This window comes from Amycolatopsis sp. NPDC049868, assembly GCF_044461365.1.
Taxonomy (GTDB): domain Bacteria; phylum Actinomycetota; class Actinomycetes; order Mycobacteriales; family Pseudonocardiaceae; genus Amycolatopsis.
Map to the genome: position 1 here is coordinate 1,012,365 of NZ_JBITKV010000002.1, position 16,371 is coordinate 1,028,735.

Sequence of the window (16,371 nt, forward strand, 5' to 3'; positions counted from 1 at the left end):
TCGCTCACGTGGCGTGGATGCCGGCGCCCGCGGTGGGGGCGAAGCGGGCTTGGAAGAAGCGGAGGTGGGGCGGTTCGTGGGTGAAGGTGAGGCCGTGGGTGATGTGGTGCCGGTCTTTGTGGACGCGGATGAGCGTGTCGGCGACGTGGTCGATATGGCTCTGGGTGTAGACGCGGCGGGGAATGGCGAGCCGGAGGAATTCCAAGGGCGGGTAACGGTTTTCGCCGGTGGCCGGATCGCGTCCGGCTGAGACGGTGCCGCGTTCGACGCCGCGGACGCCGCCTTCGAGGTAGACGGCGGCGGCGAGGGTCTGGCCGGGGAGTTCGGTGCGGGGGAGATGACCGAGGACGGCGGTGGCGTCGACACAGACGCAGTGGCCGCCGAGGGGCCGGACGATCGGGACGCCCGCGGTGTGGAGCCGGTGGCCGAGGTACTCGATCTGGGCGACGCGGGCGCGGATGTGCCGTTCGTCGACGGATTCGGTGATGCCTTGGGCGATGGCCTCCATGTCGCGGCCCGCCATGCCGCCGTAGGTGTGAAGTCCTTCGTAGAGCAGGACGAGCCCGCGCGCTTGTTCGGCGAGATCGGGGTCGCGCAGGGCGATCCAGCCGCCGATGTTGGCGAGACAGTCCTTCTTGGCCGACATGACGGCGCCGTCGGTGGGGGAGCAGAGGGCGAGCAGGATGTCCGCGATCGAGCGGTGTGCCCAGCCGGGTTCGCGTTGTTTGACGAACCAGGCGTTTTCCACGGCGCGCGCGGTGTCGAGGAAGACGGGGATGCCGTGCGCGTGGGCGAGGTCGCAGGCGGCGGTGAGGTTGGCGACGCTGATGGGCTGCCCGCCCGCCATGTTCACGGTCGCGGCGAGCGAGACGTACGGGATGTCGCCGCCGTGTTCGGCGATGACGGCCCGCAGTTTGGCGAGGTCGACGTTGCCTTTGAACGGATACTCGCCGGCGGGGTCGTGTGCTTCGTCGATGATGACGTCGTGGAAGGTGGCGCCGTTGAGTTCCTGGTGGGCGCGGGTGCTGGGGAAGTACATGTTGCCGGGGACATGGGTGCCAGGGCGGATGAGGCAGCGCGAGAGGATGTTCTCACCGCCTCGTCCTTGATGGACGGGGATGACGTGTTCGTAGCCGTAGTGTGCGCGGACGGCTTGTTCGAAGAGGTAGAAGCTGCGAGCGCCGGCGTAGGCTTCGTCGCCGCGCATGAGGGCCGACCACTGCCGGTCGGACATCGCGTTGGTGCCGGAGTCGGTGAACAGGTCGATGTAGACGTCTTCGGAGCGGAGCAGGCAGGGATTCCAGCCGGCGGCCCGGAGCGCCCGTTCACGGTGTTCGCGGGTGGTGGTGCGGATCGGTTCGACCATTTTGATCCGCCACGGTTCGGCGGGGTGATCAGGCATCTCGGGTCACCTTGTCTCGTTCGAGGCGGTTGAGGAGCGGTCCGGTCATGGCGGTCGTGACGAGGGCCATGGCGACCATCACGGTGTAGAAGGCGCTGTCGATGACGCCGAGGCCGAGCCCGATGCTGAGGAAGACGAGCTCGGTGACGCCACGGGTGTTCATCAGGGTCGCGAAGACCGCGGCGGGACGGGGTTCCTGTCCGGCGAGGCGGGCACCGAGGTACGCGCCGCCGCCCTTGGCGACGACGGCGACCGCGATGATCACGACGGCTTCGACGACCAGGGTGGTGTCCAGCTCACCGAGGTCGACCTTCCGTCCGATGAGGACGAAGTACAGCGGGACGAGCAGGGACGCGACGGGCGCGGTCACCGCGGCGGGGTCGTGACGGGACACGGGGCGGCCGGCGGCGGCGCCGATGAGGAACGCGCCGACCGCGGCGTGCAGGCCGATGGTGTCGGTCGTCGCGGCCCCGGCGCAGGCGACGACGACCATGGCCACGGCTGCCGCCGTGGGGGACAGCCGATCCATCGCCCTGCCGAACCACGGGCGGGCGAGGACGAAAAGGCCCAGCAGGAACGGGACCACGCCCAGTAGCGACCAGATCTGGGTTCCACTGTGGACGGACGCGGCGACGAAGGCGAGCGCCGCCCACGCGGTGGCGTCGGTGATCGCCGCTGCGGTGAGCGCGCAACGTCCGCGTGGGTCGTCCAGCATGTGTCGTTCGGCCAGGATCCTCGCCAGGACGGGAAAGGCGGTGACCGCCATGGCCGCCGCGGCGAAGAGGACGAACGGCGTGACACCGGCGGGGGCGTGGCGTGCGGCGAGCCAGAGTGCGAGCAGCGCGCCGAGGACCACCGGGACGATGGTCGCGCCCAGCGCGGGGACGAACGCCGTCGTGATCCGCGCCGTGGTGATCGACGGCGCGAGGCGGGCACCGACCCCGAACAGGAACAGGATCAGGCCGAGCTGAGCGAGCGCGTCCAGCGTTGTCTCGACGCTGCCAGGCAGGCCCGGACCCGCTTGCAGGGCGATGCCGACAAAGAGTCCGCAGGTGATCTCCCCGAGGACGGCCGGCTGCCGGATCCGGGTGAACGCCCAGCCGAAGCAGCGGGCCAGCGGCAACAGCACGGCGAGCGCCACGAGCAGGAGGGCGAGGTCAGGCATCGGGCACCCGCCATCGCCTGCCGTCGGCGGTGGGGACGAGCCCGCCGGGGAACATCGGCGGCTCGTCGCCCGCGGCTTCGCCGAGCAGACCGCGCAACTGCAGCTGGACACCTTCGGAGAGCACGTCGCCGAACAACGTGCGGGAGAAGTCCTGTGAGGACACTCCGCCGACGAGATCGACGAAGGCTTCGCCGGCGCTCCCGTGATGATCGGTGAGCCGTCGCGCGTGCGCGAAGTAGTCCTCCTCGTCGGCGTCCAGCTCGTAGAAGGTGATGAGGAAATCCCGGAACAGCGCGAACTCCCGGCGGTAGCGGGCTTCGAACTCGGCGAAACACCGCTTCTCGTCCGTGAAACCGGCCAAGACGCTGTTGATCGACCGGGCGGCCAGCAGCGCGCTGTAGGTGGCCAGGTGCACTCCCGAGGAGAACACCGGGTCGATGAAGCACGCGGCGTCCCCGACGAGCACCATCCCCGGGGCCCACAGGGCCGTCCGGTCGTACGAATAGTCCTTCCGCACGCGGATCCGGTCGTAGGGTGGTTCGGTCGCGCGGCGGGCGTCGTGGAGGAACTCGCTGACGAGCGGGCACTCCTCGATCAGCGAGGCGTAGGCCGCCGCGGGGTCGCCCTGCACCTTGTTCGCCGATTCGTGTTTGACGACGGCACCGACGCTGGTCAACGTGTCCGACAGCGGGATGTACCAGAACCAGCCGTCGGTGAACGAGACGCACAGGATGTTCCCGGCGTTGGGCGCGGGCATCCGGTGGCCGCCTTCGAAATAGCCGAACAGCGCCAGGTTGCGGAAATGCGGCGAGTACTCGCGGGTGCCGCCGACATCGTGGTGGAGCCTGCTGCCGTGCCCGGAGGCGTCCACGACGAACCGGGCGGTCGCGCGCCGCTCCCGTCCCTTGTCGTCGAGGTAGCGGACGCCGCCGATCCGTTCGCCGGACCGGATCGTGCCGAGCGCCCGATGTTCCTGCCGGACCTCGGCGCCGAGCCGGCGGGCGCCGTCGAGCAGGAGCGCGTCGAAGCGGGCACGCTCGACCTGGTAGGCATACGACGTCGGCCCGGCCATGCGGTCGGACGCGGCGAAGGAGAACGTCCACGGCTCCGGCTTGGTACCCCATCTGAAGGTCCCGCCGCGTTTGCGGACGAAGCCGGCCCGCTCGATCTCGTCGCGCACGCCGAGCATCGCGCAGATCCCGTGGATCGTTGCCGGCAGCAGGGACTCCCCGATCTGATAGCGGGGGAAACGGTCCTTGTCCAGCAGCAGTACCCGGTGGCCTTCCGCGGCGGTGAGCCCGGCGACGGTGGCGCCGCCCGGCCCGCCGCCCACGACGATCACGTCGTAGTCATGCATGACGTGCCGCTCCTTTCGCAGTGATGGGAACGAGTTCGGCGAGCCGTGCGACCGTGCGCCGGAGCAGGACGTCCCGTAGCGAACACGGCACGCCCAACGCCCGCAGCCGGACGGCGAGCGCCGCGGCGGACAGGCTGTGCCCGCCGAGGTCGAAGAAGTCGCTGTCCGCGTCGACCGCCGGAATCTCCAGCTGGACACGGAACGCGGACGCGACGAGTTCCTGCGTGGGGGTCAGCACGCTCACCCGCACCGCCGGGACCGGCGGCGCGAGAGCGGTCCGGTCGATCTTCCCGGTCGACCCGAGCGGCATCGTCTCGAGCGGGATCACGGCGGAGGGCAGCAGATACGACGGCAGCACCGTCCGCAGCCGTTCCCGTACTTGGCCGACGGTGTCGTCGCCGAGCACGACGTAGGCGACCAGCCGCGGCTCGGTGCCTTCGGCCCGGACGACGGCCTGCCGGACGCCGGGCAGCGCCAGCAGAGCCTGCTCCACCTCGCCCGGCTCGACCCGATGACCCCGGATCTTGACCTGGTCGTCGAGCCTGCCCAGCCATTCCAGGTGGCCGTCGGGAAGGAGGCGGCACCGGTCGCCGGTCCGGTACCGGCGTTCGCCCGCGGTGACGAACCGGTCCGCGGTCAGCTCCGGCCGGCCGAGATAGCCGAGGGCGAGGCTGGAACCGCTGATCAGGAGCTCGCCAGGCGCTCCGATCGGGACGGGCCGCAGGTCCTCGTCGACGATCCGGGCCGCGGTGTTGCCGATGGGCTGCCCGATCGACGGCGTCGCGCGGTCACCGAGCCGGCAGGCCGTCGTGAACACGGTGCACTCGGTCGGGCCGTAGAGGTTCACCGCGGTGACCTCCGGGGCTCCGCGCAGATGCGACCAGAGGTCCCGGCCGATGGCCTCCCCACCCATCAGCAGGGTCCGCGGACGGCTCCGGCCGTCGAGCAGCCCGGCTTGAAGCAGCGCCGTCATCTGTGCGGGCACCGCTTCCACGACCGACAACCGGTGCTCCCGCACGAAGTCCACATAGGACCCTGGATCCGCCCGTACCGGGTCGGGGACCAGATGCAGTTCGTGTCCGCCCACCATCCACAGCAGCGGATTCCACGACGCGTCGAAGACCAGCGGCAAACCGTGCGCCACCCGCTGCGGACCACGGCCCGCCGGGAAGAACCGGCTCGCCAGTTCGCCGTACAGGTTGACCAGGCTCCGGTGACCCACCACCACGCCTTTGGGCAGGCCCGTAGAACCGGAGGTGTAGATGACGTACGACTCGGCCGCGCCGGCCCGCGGCACAGGTCGCCCGTCTTGCCTCGCGAGTTCCGTCGTCCAGTCCTCATCGGACAGCAGCAGATCCGCGCGGTCCGCGAGGCCCGGGGCGTCCGTCAGCACCAAGGAGGGGCGGGCGTCGGCGAGAATCGCGTCAAGGCGTGCGGCGGGCAGGGACGGATCGATCGGGAGATGGACCGCGCCCGCCTTCGCCGTCGCGAGCATGCCCAGCACCGCCCGCACGGACCTCGTCATCGCGCACGCCACTACCGTTCCCGGTGCCGCGCCCGCGTCTCGCAGGAGGCGCGCGAGCCGGTTGCCCCAGAGGTCGAGGTCGTGGAACGTCCAAGCGACCTCGTCGGCGACCAGGCAGATCCGGGCGGGTGACCGCAGGGCCTGGCTCTCGAACAAGTCGCACCAGGTGACGTGGGGTAGCCGTCGTGGCACGCCGCGTACCACGGACGGGGCCGAGCCACTCATCGCACGGGCTCGGCGTCGAACGTGGACCGGTGGATCAGCTCCCGGAGATCAGGAGCCCGGTCAGGTGCGAGCATGCCCAAATGACCGCCGGGTACGACAGCGTCGGTGAACCGCCCGGACGTCCAGGCGCCCCACGCCCGGAGCGTGTCGCCATCGGCCGCGAACACGGGGTCGTCCTCACCCCGGATCGCGACGATCGGACAGGCCAGCCGCAGTTGCGCGGGGCCGGCATAGGAATCGGTCAGCAGCAGATCACCGAGCAGCAGATCCAGTGCGTACTCCCGGAGTTCGGGGGAGGCGCCGTAACCCGCCACTGGAGCCAGTGCGTTCTGATCGAGCAGCCGTCCGGCGTCGGTGGCGTCGGCTTTCGCGAACCTCCCCGGCACTCGCGACTGCGGCGCGCACGCACCCACGACGACCAGTGCCGCCGGACCCGGCAGGCCCCGGCCGCGGATGCGCTGGGCCACTTCGAATGCGGCGAACGCGCCCATACTGAACCCGATCAGCGTGATTCGCGAGAACCTTTCAGCTCCGAAACGGTCGATGGTCTCCCTCGCGATCCCCTCGGCAAGGCTCGCGAACGACGCCGCGCGCGGTTCGGCGAGACGTTCGCCATGGCCGGGATACTCCACGCCCCACATTTCGATTCCCGCCGCGCCCTTGGCGAACCCGCGCAGGCTGAGAACCGTTGCGCCGGCCGGAGGAAAACACAGAAACCCCGGACCGAAGGTGTCCTCGGAGTCCACTGTGGATAGTCGTTTGACGGCGGCATTCATCGCCACGTCCTCTCCTGAGTCGATCGGCCGACGGACTGACGTCAGCAGCCAAGCAAGCCGGGATCTCCGTCGATGGGCGCGAAGACGTCGCGTGCGCCTGTGTCCACATCGCACAACGGACGACCGGCAGCCTTGCCAGGCAAGCGAATTTTCACGATGTACGCTCTCCCGGAAAACGTCCGGGCCCGCGGATGACGCGCCTTGGCGAAGCCGGGTACTCCGGAGTCGCCTCGCCCGCACCTTTGGGTGACTCCGCGACCGCGTCGATCGCGGGAAGGGTGCGGGGCTCCTGTCCTGCCCTCTTCCGTTACGTGATAACCGTCAGAGTTGCTGGTCCGAAAGATACGACGGCGTTAGGCAAACTGGGGTAACGGTTTGACGTTGGGAGCAAAAGAGCCTGCAAATGGCGGTTGCGGGGGCGGACGCTCACTCACATGGGCTACCTCAACCGGTGGCGCGGGGCAAGCGCGTCGGCCGGAGTCGCTGCAGTGTGAATCCTTTTCATGCCGCCGAGTTCGGTTCCCGCCGGGGGCGTGTGGTGCGCTCTTCGCGCGGCCGGCGCGGAGCGGAGAGTGTCTCGGCGATTACCGGCTGGTCGCCGAGTCCGGTGTGGACGATCACGAGTTCGGCGATGAGTGGCGGCTTGTCGAGCCGGAAGGTGCTCAGTCGTCCGGACCGCGCAACGTCAGGACGACGCGGAGCACGTGTTCCACCGCGGCGGGGAACACGGCTCCGCGTAGTTCGCCCCGGCTGGCGAGGGTGAGCCCGGCGAAGTCCAGCATCCGGTCTTCGCCGAGCCGCCGGACGGTCAGTGTGGCCACTTCCTCGAGATCGAGGTCGGGGTGGTCCATGCGGGTCAGTGCGAATTCGATGAGCAGTTGTTCGTCCGTCATTCCGCACCTCCGCCTCACTGCGAGGATACGGCGGCCGTGATCAGGGCAGGACGCGGCCGAGGAAGTCCCGGATGAGGGCGGCGATCTCCGGGCCGTGCGTCTCGAGGGCGAAGTGACCCGCGTCGAGGAGGTGCAATTCGGCGTCGGGCAGGTCGCGGAGGAAGGCACGGGCTCCGTCGGCGCCGAAGATCTCGTCGTGCTCGCCCCAGGTGATGAGCGTCGGCGGACGGTGCTCGCGGAAGTACTCCTGGAAGGCCGGGTAGACGTCGAGGTTGAACTGGTAGTCCCAGAACAACTGTAGTTGCACCTCCTTGTTCCCTGGGCGGTCCAGCAGGGCCTGGTCGAGGGTCCAGGTGTCGGGGGAGAGCCGGTCCAGCCGGTCGGCGGGGACGCCGTGGGTGTACTGCCAGCGGGTCGCCGCGGGCTCCAGGAGTTCGCGCACGGCTTCCTCGTGGCTTTCGCGGTCCTTGGCGTGTGCGAACAGGACGTCCCAGAACGGCGTGAAGCCGTCGACGTAGGCGTTGCCGGATTGCACCAGAAGTGCGCTGACCCGCTCCGGGTGTCTGCTCGCGATGCGGAGCCCGATGGGTGCGCCGTAATCCTGGATGTAGAGGGCGAAGCGGTCCAGGCCGAGCGCGTCGAGGAGTCCGAGGGTGATCGCGGTCAGGTTCTCGAACGAGTAGTCGAACCGGTCGGCGGGCGGGGCGTCGGAGTGGCCGAAGCCGACGTGGTCGGGGGCGATGACGTGATAGCGGTCGGCCAGCGCGGGGATGAGCGTGCGGAACATCTGCGACGACGTGGGGAAACCGTGCAGCAGCACCACTGTCGGCGCGGTGGGGTCGCCGGCTTCCCGATAGAACACGCTCCGGCCGTCGATGGTCGCGGTGCGGTGAAAAACCTCGCCGGCGGACCGGGTGGCTTCGGACATGACAGGTGCTCCTTGTTCTAACCGTCTAAGTACATTTGAACGGTTAGAGACAAGCATGAGGCGACCTAACCTGTCAAGCGGTCGACGGAGGGTAGGATGGCCGGTGTGTTGCAACGTCCTCTGTCCGGTGAACCCCTCGCTCTGGACCTGCTGAACACCACGTGGCCCGACCGTGGTGAGCGCCGTGACGTCTTCGACGAGCCCGGGGGAGTCGACGCCTGGCTGGCCGAGCGAGGCTTGCCGGATACGCCGGGCGCGGAGGAACCCTTGCGCCACACGCGTTCCGTCCTGCGCGAAGTGCTCGAAAGCCCCGGTGCCTTCACCGAACGTGCGCTGAACGAGGTGCTGGCCCGCGGGCGTTTACGGCCGGAACTGCGAGAGGGCGGCGCCGAAGAGGTGATCGAGGTCGACGACGCGGCCTGGCGACCGGCGTGGCTCGCGGCGTACGGCTACCTGAGCCTGCTTCGCACGCGTCCGGACCGGATCAAGCGATGCTCGGCATACCCGGTGTGCACGCTGTACTTCGACGACACGACCCGAAACGGCACCAGGCGATGGTGCTCCATGGAAACCTGCGGCAACCGGGCGAAAGCCGCTCGTCACTATCACCGCGAACGTTCGGCCTAGTGTCGGCCTGCCGGCACCGGTCCTGAACCTCACCGCCGGAACCAGCGCCGCCGTTTCACCGGGGTTTCCGGCTGTAGTCCCAGACTTCCGGTCAGGAAGAAGGTTCCGGTCACGATGTTGCCGCGCACGGGTGGCCGTTCGAGCTCGGTGGCCGCGACGGCGACGTCGAGTTCGATCGCCGCGATGGTGCGGACCCGGATCCGGTGGAATGCCGTGCCGGTGACGGTGTTCACGGGAGTTTCGACGTCGACGACCTCGCCGGCGAACAGCGCGTGGGCGGAGGGCGTCCAGCCGGGCGCGGGTTCTTCGGGCGAGAAGGTGCCGGACGGGATGAAGTGGTCGGCGGCGAATTGCAGTTCACCGTCCTGTGCGGCCGAGTACGCGTCGGCGTCGGCGTGCACGGTGATTTCTTCGGCCAGAGCCGCCAGCGTCAGGGAGCCGGACGCGAGCCGCCCGCCGGAGTGGGAGAGGGTCGCTCGGTCTTCCAGTTCGATCGCGATGGGGCAGATCAGCTCTCCGTCGACCCCGTCCAGGAGGTCGAGCATCGCGGTCTCGTCGTCGACGAGGCGAACGTCGCCCACGGGCACCGCGGGAGCCGCGCCTGCCAGGCACGGCAGAAGAAACTCGATCTCACCGTGGTGGACCTGCGCGACCAGCCGGGCGCCGGACGGATCGGTCCAGACATGCTCGCTGATCTTCTTGGTGATCCGCCGGGCGCTGCCCGCGCTGATCAGGGAAACCACCCGTTCCCCGAACTCTTCCTCGCTCGTGACGTCGATCCCGATCGCCCCGAAGTGGCTGGACACGCTGGCTTCCCCCTGTTCCCTGGTCCGCTAGAGACTACTGGCCGGGCCGGGCCAAGGTCATCCGGGTTTGATCAGCCGAACTGAATAGTGAACCCGGAACTCGACAAAGAGATGCCGGGATTCGAAAGAAGCGGAAAGTCACAGTATCCGAAGTTCCTTCACCCTTACGTGCTTTCCTCTCGCAGTGGCGAGTACGTAACAGGAGCGGAGAGCGCTGGTCCGGACGGGTCGCCTTGCGCCGGATGTAACGCAGGCCCCGTCGAAGCCGTCTTCAGGCTGATAGCGTGGCGAGCTGGCCGCGTACGCCGACAGGACGGGAGTGCCGTCGATGCCCGAGCCGGTTCTCATTTCCCTTGCCGCCGCGCTTGCCGGCCGGACGATGGTCGGCTTGTACGAGCTGGTGAAGCGCAAGTTCGCGGAGGATCCGGACGCGACAGCGGTACTCGAGGCCGCGGAGGGGGCGGCGGAGGACTCGGCCGAAGTCGAAAATCTGCGGGATCGGCTCGCCGCGGCCGAAGCCGATGATCCTGACTTCGCGCAGCGCTTACGGTCTGAATGGGAGAAGACCGGCAGCGTGCATCAGGCCGAAACAGGTGGCGTTGTCAACACCGTGACGGGTGATGTCTCCGGCAAGGTCGTCCAAGCGCGTGACGTCCAGGGCGGTATTTCCTTCTGAGAAGGTGCGGCTTCGCGTGTTTCCCCCAGCTACGTGATATCCCGCCGAGTCGGAAGAAGGACCACGAGCGGTGAGTGCCGATCAACCAGCAGACATGCTCGACGGAGACCGTGACGGTGCGCGGAACGTGGTCGTCGGCGACGTCGACGGGGTTCTTGTGCAAGCGAGGGTCATCGAGGGCGACGTCACTATCAAAGTGCCCGAGCGCAAGGCAGTCGTTCCGCGCCAGCTACCGGTCGCGGTGCGGGATTTCATCGGCAGGCAAGCCGAACTGGACGCGCTGACCGCGATGCTGGACGAGGCGGCCGTCACCGGCATGGTGGTGGTGTCGGCCGTGGAGGGCTCCGCGGGAATCGGGAAGACCACCCTGGCGATCTATTGGGCGCATCGAGCGAGGGACCGCTTTCCGGACGGTCAGCTCTATGCGAACCTGTTCGGTTTCGACCCCGCGGGCGAACCGCTGGATCCAGCGGTCGTGGTGCGTGGATTTCTGGACGCCTTCGAGGTGCCGCCCTCGCGCATTCCCGCGAACCTCGACGCACAGGCGGCGCTCTACCGCAGCCTGGTGGCCGGACGGCGAATGCTGGTCGTGCTGGACAACTGCCGCGACAGTGGCCAGGTGCGGCCGCTCTTGCCCGGCGGCACGTCCTGCATGGTGATCGTGACCAGCCGGAGCCGGCTGGACGGTCTCGTCGCACGGGAGGGGGCACGGAGGCTGGTTTTGGGACTGCTCACTCTCGAGGAGGCGCGGGCTCTGCTCGCGGCGAGGATCGGCGAGGAACGAGTGGCGGCGGAACCCGAAGAGACCGACGCACTGATCGAGCTGTGCGCGCGCCTGCCACTGGCGTTGAGCATCGCGGCGGCGCGGGCCGCCGCGAACGCCCCGGTCACGCTCGCCGGTCTGGTCGCCGAGCTGCGTGATCGGCGGGCCCGGCTGGAGGAATTCGATCTCGGCGAGGTCGAGGTGAATCTGCAGGCCGTGTTCTCCTGGTCCTACCTGGCGCTCACGCCGGAGGCGTCGAGGCTCTTCCGGCTGATCGGCCTGCATCCTGGTCCGGACATCGGCGCGCCGGCGGCCGCCGCCCTGGGCGGGGCGTCACTCCGCGAAACCCGCGCGCTGCTCAAGCAATTGGTCAACGCTCACCTGCTGGAAGAGCTCGAGCCGGGCCGCTACCAGTTTCATGACCTGCTTCGGGCGTATGCGCGCGATCGGGTTTCGGCGGAGGAGAGCCGACCGGACAGCGAGCGGGCCGTCGCACGAATGCTGGACTTCTATCTGCATTCCGCGGTCGCCGCCGACCGGCAGTTGTATCCGCACCGCGAGCCCATCGTGCTGTCACCGCACGACGAGCGGGTGGATCCGCGACAGTTCCGGGACTACGACGAAGCGATGGCGTGGCTCACCACCGAATACCCTTGTCTTCTCGCGGCTGCCGACCACGCCGCCGAGGAGGAGCTGGACCGCTACACGTGGCAGTTGTCGTGGTCGCTCGCCACTTTCATGGACCGGCAAGTGCACTGGCACGACTGGATCGCGATCACCGAAAAGGCGATCGTGGCGGCTCGGCGACTGAACGACCGTGCCGGAGAGGCCCGGCTGAGGTACAACCTCGGGCACGCCTATGCCCAACGTGAGCGAAACGCCGAAGCCTACGACCAGATCGAGCAGGCACTCGCGGTGTTCCAAGAACTCGGGGACCAGGTCTGTGAAGCCCATGCCTTCCACTCGATGAGCTGGATGCTGGCCAGGCAAGGACGGTACGCCGAGGGGCTGGTGAAAGGCAGGCAAGCGCTGGAGATCCATCAAACCTGCCGTAATCGCTTCGGCGAGGCCGAGGCTCTCAACACCGTGGGATGGCTCCATGGCCTCGTCGGTGACCACGAACAGAACCTCACCTGCTGCAAGGCCGCCCTCACCGTGCTCGAGGGGCTGGGTCAGCGGCATAGTGTGGCCTTCACTCTCGACCATATCGGCGACGCGTATCGCAACCTCGGCAAGGCCGCCGAAGCGATGAAGTACCACCGCGGGGCGGTCGAGCTGTTCCACGAAGTCGGCATGGCCTTCGAAGAAGCCACCGCGGTGGCCCACCTCGGCGACGCCGCCTTCGCCGCGGACGATCATGCCGCGGCGCTCGCCGCGTGGCAGCGCGGTCGCACCATCTTCGTGCAGCTGGAAAGATCTGAGGCCACGACGCTGGCGGAGAAGATCAGCGCGATCCAGGGAACGGACTCATGATCGACCGGTGGCCCATGGTGGTGTCGAGCACCTACGCGTATCCGGACGACGACGATCGCATTACCCGTCGTTTCATCGAACAGGCGGAGCCGCACCCCGGCTATTGGGACCACAGTGACGAACGTGCCATGGCGCGCGCGGCGGAGAAGCTGAAAGAGCTGCTCGGCCCGAAGGACAGCGTGCGGGCCCTGGACGTGGGCTGCGGGCCGGGCAGGATGTTACCGTGGCTCTCCGAGCTGGCCGGCCGGGTCACCGCGATCGACCCGGATCCGGGCCGGCTGGCCAAAGCGGCCCAAGTGGCACGCGAGCTGGGTGATTCAGCCGAGATCGTCACCCAGGTGGGAAACCTTCACGAGTTGCGGGCAGGCCCTTTCGATCTGGTGTTGTGCAGCCACGTTATCCAACACATCCCGACCGCCGACCTGGTGCCGTTGCTGAACTCGATCCGCGAGCTCATCACACCGGACGGCGTGCTGATGCTGACCTGTACCCGAGCCCCTGTCGGCGACGAACAGTTCAGCCTGGACCGCATGACCGAGCACGGCGTCGAGTCGCATCGGGTCGATCGGGCCCGGTTCGACGAGGTCGCGCGCGCCGCCACGGGGAAAGAAGGGCTGCCGATCCACCACCGCGACCCGATCAGGCTGGCCGAGCTGGGACGGTCGCTGGGCTGGGCGCAAGTCTGGACCTGGTCGTTCCACGTCCTCGAGCCGCTGCCGGAGTTCGACAGGTACGGCGACCGGGACGAGTGGGTGAACGGCTCACCGGAACTACTCCGGCGGTTCGGCCGGGACGCTGTCGTGCTGTGGCGGCCTCAGACCTCGACCGGCTGATCGAGCAGCGCTCTGAGCTCGCGCACGTAGGCCGCGTGCACCGCTCGCGCCGCCGCGGCTCCACCCGCCCGGATGTCGAACGAGCACAACCGCCCGGGGTCACGAACCGCGGAGGACACCTGGTAGGCCGACAGAGGACGGCCGAGATGAAGCCCGGCCGCGGCAGCGACGATGTCGCCGCTGCAGGCGCAGAAGTCGGCAGGGCCGCCGCCCTCGGTCAGTTCACGCACCTTCTGCAGACGGCAGAAGCAGCCGGATTCGGTCAGTTCGACCGTGCTGCCCACCACTCGTCCCGGCGCGGCGAGGAGTTCGAACCGATCCGCTCTGCTGGACTGCTTCGAGTGCCAAGCCGACAGACCGGTCAGCGTGGTCTCGATCGACGCCTCAGCCTCGTGTTCCGGACGGCCGACGCCTTCGAGGACATAGCCCGGCCAAAACGACAGCGCTTGGGCGTACACCCACGCCCAACAGACGTCTTCAGGTGAGAGCAGGTCGCTGCCGACCGCGAAGTTGAAGCCCTCGAACAAGCCCAGTTCCGTGTCGTGCGCGATGATCCCGTGCCGGAGGCAGTTCTCGTAATCGGTCGAACCCGGAATCGGGTAGAACGGATTCGAGCCGAACCCGAGCCCCGCCGTCGCCAGGCGGGCGGCGTCCTGCGCGGCCCGGGTGAGGTCTTGTCCGAGCAGGCCGACGATCAGTGACGCGCTGACTTCCACACCCTGATCGAGGAACCATCCTGCTCCGGCTCGAACCTTCTCCACCGAGGTGAATCCCTTGCGCAGCTTGCGCAACCGCGCCGGCTCGGTGGTCTCCAGGCCGAGGAACAGGCTCTTGAAACCGGCATCGACCATATCCCGGACCAGCTCGGGCGAGAGCTTCACGACGGTCATGCCATTGGGCAGGTGCAGGTCGATGTCCAGACCGGCGGCCTTGATCGCCCGGCACAACCCCCGCACTCGGTCCGTGTCGAACGTGAAGTTGTCGTCCTCGATGCGGAACTCACGGATACCGTGGTCGAAGACGTAGTGCCGGATCTCCGCGACCACGCATTCCGGTGACCGGTACCGGAACGCCTTGCCCACCGTGGCGTGCACGGTGCAGAAAGTGCAGGAGAACGGGCAGCCGCGGCTGGTGATGAGCGTCGTCGCGCGCTCGTAGCGGTCGAAGTCGAGCAGGTCGGTCGCCGGAAGAGGTAACGCGTCGAGATCGGGGACCTGCGGCGCGGCGGGCGTGACGTGCACGCCGGGACCGGCAAGGTCGCAACCGCAGAACCGTGGCTGACAGCGGAATACCAGGCCACGAATACCGGTCAACGGCGCTCCGGTGCCAACGGAGTCGAGGACGCTGGGCAAGGTGAACTCGGCTTCGCCGCGTACGAATACGTCGAAAGACGGCTCCTGCAACGCGTGGTGGTGTGCCACGGTGGGATGTTGGCCGCCGAAGATCACCAACGCGTCCGGAGCCACCTTCCGCACCAGCCTCGCGGTCTCGTAAGCCGACTCGTAGTACGGCGTGAACATGCAGGAGATGCCCACGACGTCCGGCTCGGCGTCTTGGATCGCTCGTCCGACGCGTTCCCAGCTCGCGCCCCAATGCACCAGATGCCGCCACCGTGGGTGCCGGGCGATCTTCAGCCGGTCGACGTCGGTGTAGGCCTCGGGATCGACGATGTGATTGTCCTCGGTGAACGACAGCGCGTCGAACAGAACGACCTCGTGTCCACGATCGCGCAGGCACGACGCCAGATAGGCGGGCCCGATCGGAATATGTCTGCCGATTTCGACCCGGCATCCACGAACGGAAGGTTTTATCAGAAGAACGCGCACCGCTCGACCTCCTGCGAAGAATGAAAACCCAGTACCCCACGAGGCCCACCCCGAGTCAATCGACTGTTCGGCGTCTTCGCATACGCCGGCATCGAGTATGTCAATGAAGGATTCGGTCCGAACTCGCAGGCGCGGGACAGGAATTTTGTCGTCTGTTCGCAGCCTTTCCGGCAGGCTCCAGGCCGCCGATACGGAATTCGCCGGAGAATTCCGGTTTGCCGTCAAATGCCGCACTTTCTTGCCTCGTCGGCTGCTCGGTCTCAACCCGATGGATTTCTTCGTGCAATTTCCGCCGCCTGACAGCGCCGGGCGGGTCCCCGGGGCCGGCCTAGCTCGCCGGTCCGCCGACGAGGACGGACCAGCCGCCGTCGACGCGGAGCACCGTCCCGGTGGCCGGGCGAAGCGCTGGATCGGCGGCCAGCGCCACCGCGGCGGCGACGTCCTCGGGTTCGAGGATCCTGCCGAGCACCGATTCCCTGGCGAGGACTTCGCCGCGGTCGCCTGCGAGAATTCCCGCCGTCGCCGGGGTCCGGACCGCTCCGGGCGCGACTACCAGGACACTGACACCGTCGCGTCCGCTCTCCGCGGCCACGTGACGGGCGAACGTCGTCAGTGCGGATTTCGCGGTGCCGTGGGCGAGGCGGCCTTCTCCGACGTAGTCCGCCGCGGTACTGCCGATGTACACGATCCGGCCGTCGCCCTGGGCTCGCATCGGTCCGAGGACGCTCTTGGTGATGTGGAAGGCACCCGCGAGTTCACCGGTCACCTTGTTCAGGAAATCCGTCCAGGACAAGGCGGCTAGCGGGGCGAAAGGGGGAGGTGCGGTGTTCGCGTTGACGACGACGGTGTCGATCCGGCCGTGCCGGGCCAGAATTCCGGTCACGAGAGCGTCGACCGCCTCGGGGTCGGTGACGTCGGCGCGGGCGCTCGACGCCGTGCCGCCCGCGGCCTCGATGTCGTCGACGACGCCAGCCGCGCCGTCGGAGTCGGTGCGGTAGTTGACGATCACGTGGTGCCCGCGCACACCCAGCTGCCGGGCGATCGCGGCGCCCAGCCCGCGGGCTGCGCCGGTGACGAGTGTCGTGGTCGGCACGTA

At 68.3% G+C, this 16,371-nt stretch carries 14 protein-coding genes; 4 read left to right on the forward strand and 10 right to left on the reverse strand.

Features of this window, described 5'->3' with window-relative positions:
• Window positions 1–4: 4 nt before the first annotated feature.
• The 7 genes from ACIBTM_RS13080 to ACIBTM_RS13110 form a co-directional block, all read right to left on the reverse strand.
• Window positions 5–1,402, reverse strand: a complete 1,398-nt coding sequence (locus ACIBTM_RS13080) for a tryptophanase (protein WP_395876696.1) — start codon at window positions 1,400–1,402, stop codon at window positions 5–7.
• Window positions 1,395–2,567, reverse strand: coding sequence for a cation:proton antiporter (locus ACIBTM_RS13085; RefSeq protein ID WP_395876697.1), 1,173 nt, complete (start codon window positions 2,565–2,567; stop codon window positions 1,395–1,397). The genes ACIBTM_RS13080 and ACIBTM_RS13085 overlap by 8 nt, the downstream gene beginning before the upstream one ends.
• The gene (locus ACIBTM_RS13090; protein WP_395876698.1) at window positions 2,560–3,924 is read right to left on the reverse strand and encodes a tryptophan 7-halogenase; all 1,365 of its coding nucleotides are present in this window, start codon (window positions 3,922–3,924) and stop codon (window positions 2,560–2,562) included. The genes ACIBTM_RS13085 and ACIBTM_RS13090 overlap by 8 nt, the downstream gene beginning before the upstream one ends.
• Window positions 3,917–5,674, reverse strand: a complete 1,758-nt coding sequence (locus ACIBTM_RS13095; RefSeq protein WP_395876699.1) for an amino acid adenylation domain-containing protein — start codon at window positions 5,672–5,674, stop codon at window positions 3,917–3,919. The genes ACIBTM_RS13090 and ACIBTM_RS13095 overlap by 8 nt, the downstream gene beginning before the upstream one ends.
• On the reverse strand, window positions 5,671–6,450 hold the full coding sequence (locus ACIBTM_RS13100; protein ID WP_395876797.1) for a thioesterase II family protein: 780 nt from the start codon (window positions 6,448–6,450) through the stop codon (window positions 5,671–5,673). The genes ACIBTM_RS13095 and ACIBTM_RS13100 overlap by 4 nt, the downstream gene beginning before the upstream one ends.
• Before the next feature lie 662 nt (window positions 6,451–7,112).
• A complete protein-coding gene (locus ACIBTM_RS13105) occupies window positions 7,113–7,343 on the reverse strand; it encodes a hypothetical protein (protein ID WP_016335039.1) in 231 nt (76 codons plus the stop codon).
• 40 nt (window positions 7,344–7,383) lie between these two features.
• Window positions 7,384–8,271, reverse strand: a complete 888-nt coding sequence (locus ACIBTM_RS13110; protein ID WP_395876700.1) for an alpha/beta fold hydrolase — start codon at window positions 8,269–8,271, stop codon at window positions 7,384–7,386.
• Window positions 8,272–8,367: 96 nt separating this feature from the next.
• Here ACIBTM_RS13110 and ACIBTM_RS13115 point away from each other — a divergent pair, with 96 nt between their 5' ends.
• On the forward strand, window positions 8,368–8,898 hold the full coding sequence (locus ACIBTM_RS13115) for a CGNR zinc finger domain-containing protein (RefSeq protein WP_395876701.1): 531 nt from the start codon (window positions 8,368–8,370) through the stop codon (window positions 8,896–8,898).
• Between the two features lie 29 nt (window positions 8,899–8,927).
• Here the strand turns inward: ACIBTM_RS13115 and ACIBTM_RS13120 are convergent, their stop codons facing one another.
• Window positions 8,928–9,704, reverse strand: a complete 777-nt coding sequence (locus tag ACIBTM_RS13120; protein ID WP_395876702.1) for a hypothetical protein — start codon at window positions 9,702–9,704, stop codon at window positions 8,928–8,930.
• Between the two features lie 328 nt (window positions 9,705–10,032).
• On the opposite strand from ACIBTM_RS13120, the gene ACIBTM_RS13125 reads away from it, so the two are divergent.
• The 3 genes from ACIBTM_RS13125 to ACIBTM_RS13135 all read left to right on the forward strand — a co-directional run bounded on the left by ACIBTM_RS13125 (window position 10,033) and on the right by ACIBTM_RS13135 (window position 13,449).
• On the forward strand, window positions 10,033–10,380 hold the full coding sequence (locus tag ACIBTM_RS13125) for a hypothetical protein (RefSeq protein WP_395876703.1): 348 nt from the start codon (window positions 10,033–10,035) through the stop codon (window positions 10,378–10,380).
• A gap of 70 nt (window positions 10,381–10,450) precedes the next feature.
• Complete coding sequence (locus tag ACIBTM_RS13130) at window positions 10,451–12,616, forward strand: tetratricopeptide repeat protein (protein WP_395876704.1); 2,166 nt, start codon at window positions 10,451–10,453, stop codon at window positions 12,614–12,616.
• Window positions 12,613–13,449 (forward strand): class I SAM-dependent methyltransferase, encoded by an 837-nt coding sequence (locus ACIBTM_RS13135; protein WP_395876705.1) that lies wholly within the window; start codon window positions 12,613–12,615, stop codon window positions 13,447–13,449. Before ACIBTM_RS13130 ends, ACIBTM_RS13135 begins: the two co-directional genes overlap by 4 nt.
• On the opposite strand, the gene ACIBTM_RS13140 is transcribed toward ACIBTM_RS13135, so the two are convergent.
• Window positions 13,431–15,275 (reverse strand): B12-binding domain-containing radical SAM protein, encoded by a 1,845-nt coding sequence (locus ACIBTM_RS13140; RefSeq protein WP_395876706.1) that lies wholly within the window; start codon window positions 15,273–15,275, stop codon window positions 13,431–13,433. The two genes, ACIBTM_RS13135 and ACIBTM_RS13140, sit on opposite strands and share 19 nt — an antisense overlap.
• Before the next feature lie 328 nt (window positions 15,276–15,603).
• Window positions 15,604–16,368 carry an SDR family oxidoreductase gene (locus tag ACIBTM_RS13145; RefSeq protein ID WP_395876707.1) on the reverse strand — a complete coding sequence of 255 codons (765 nt, stop codon included), beginning with the start codon at window positions 16,366–16,368 and terminating at the stop codon, window positions 15,604–15,606.
• Window positions 16,369–16,371: the final 3 nt, after the last annotated feature.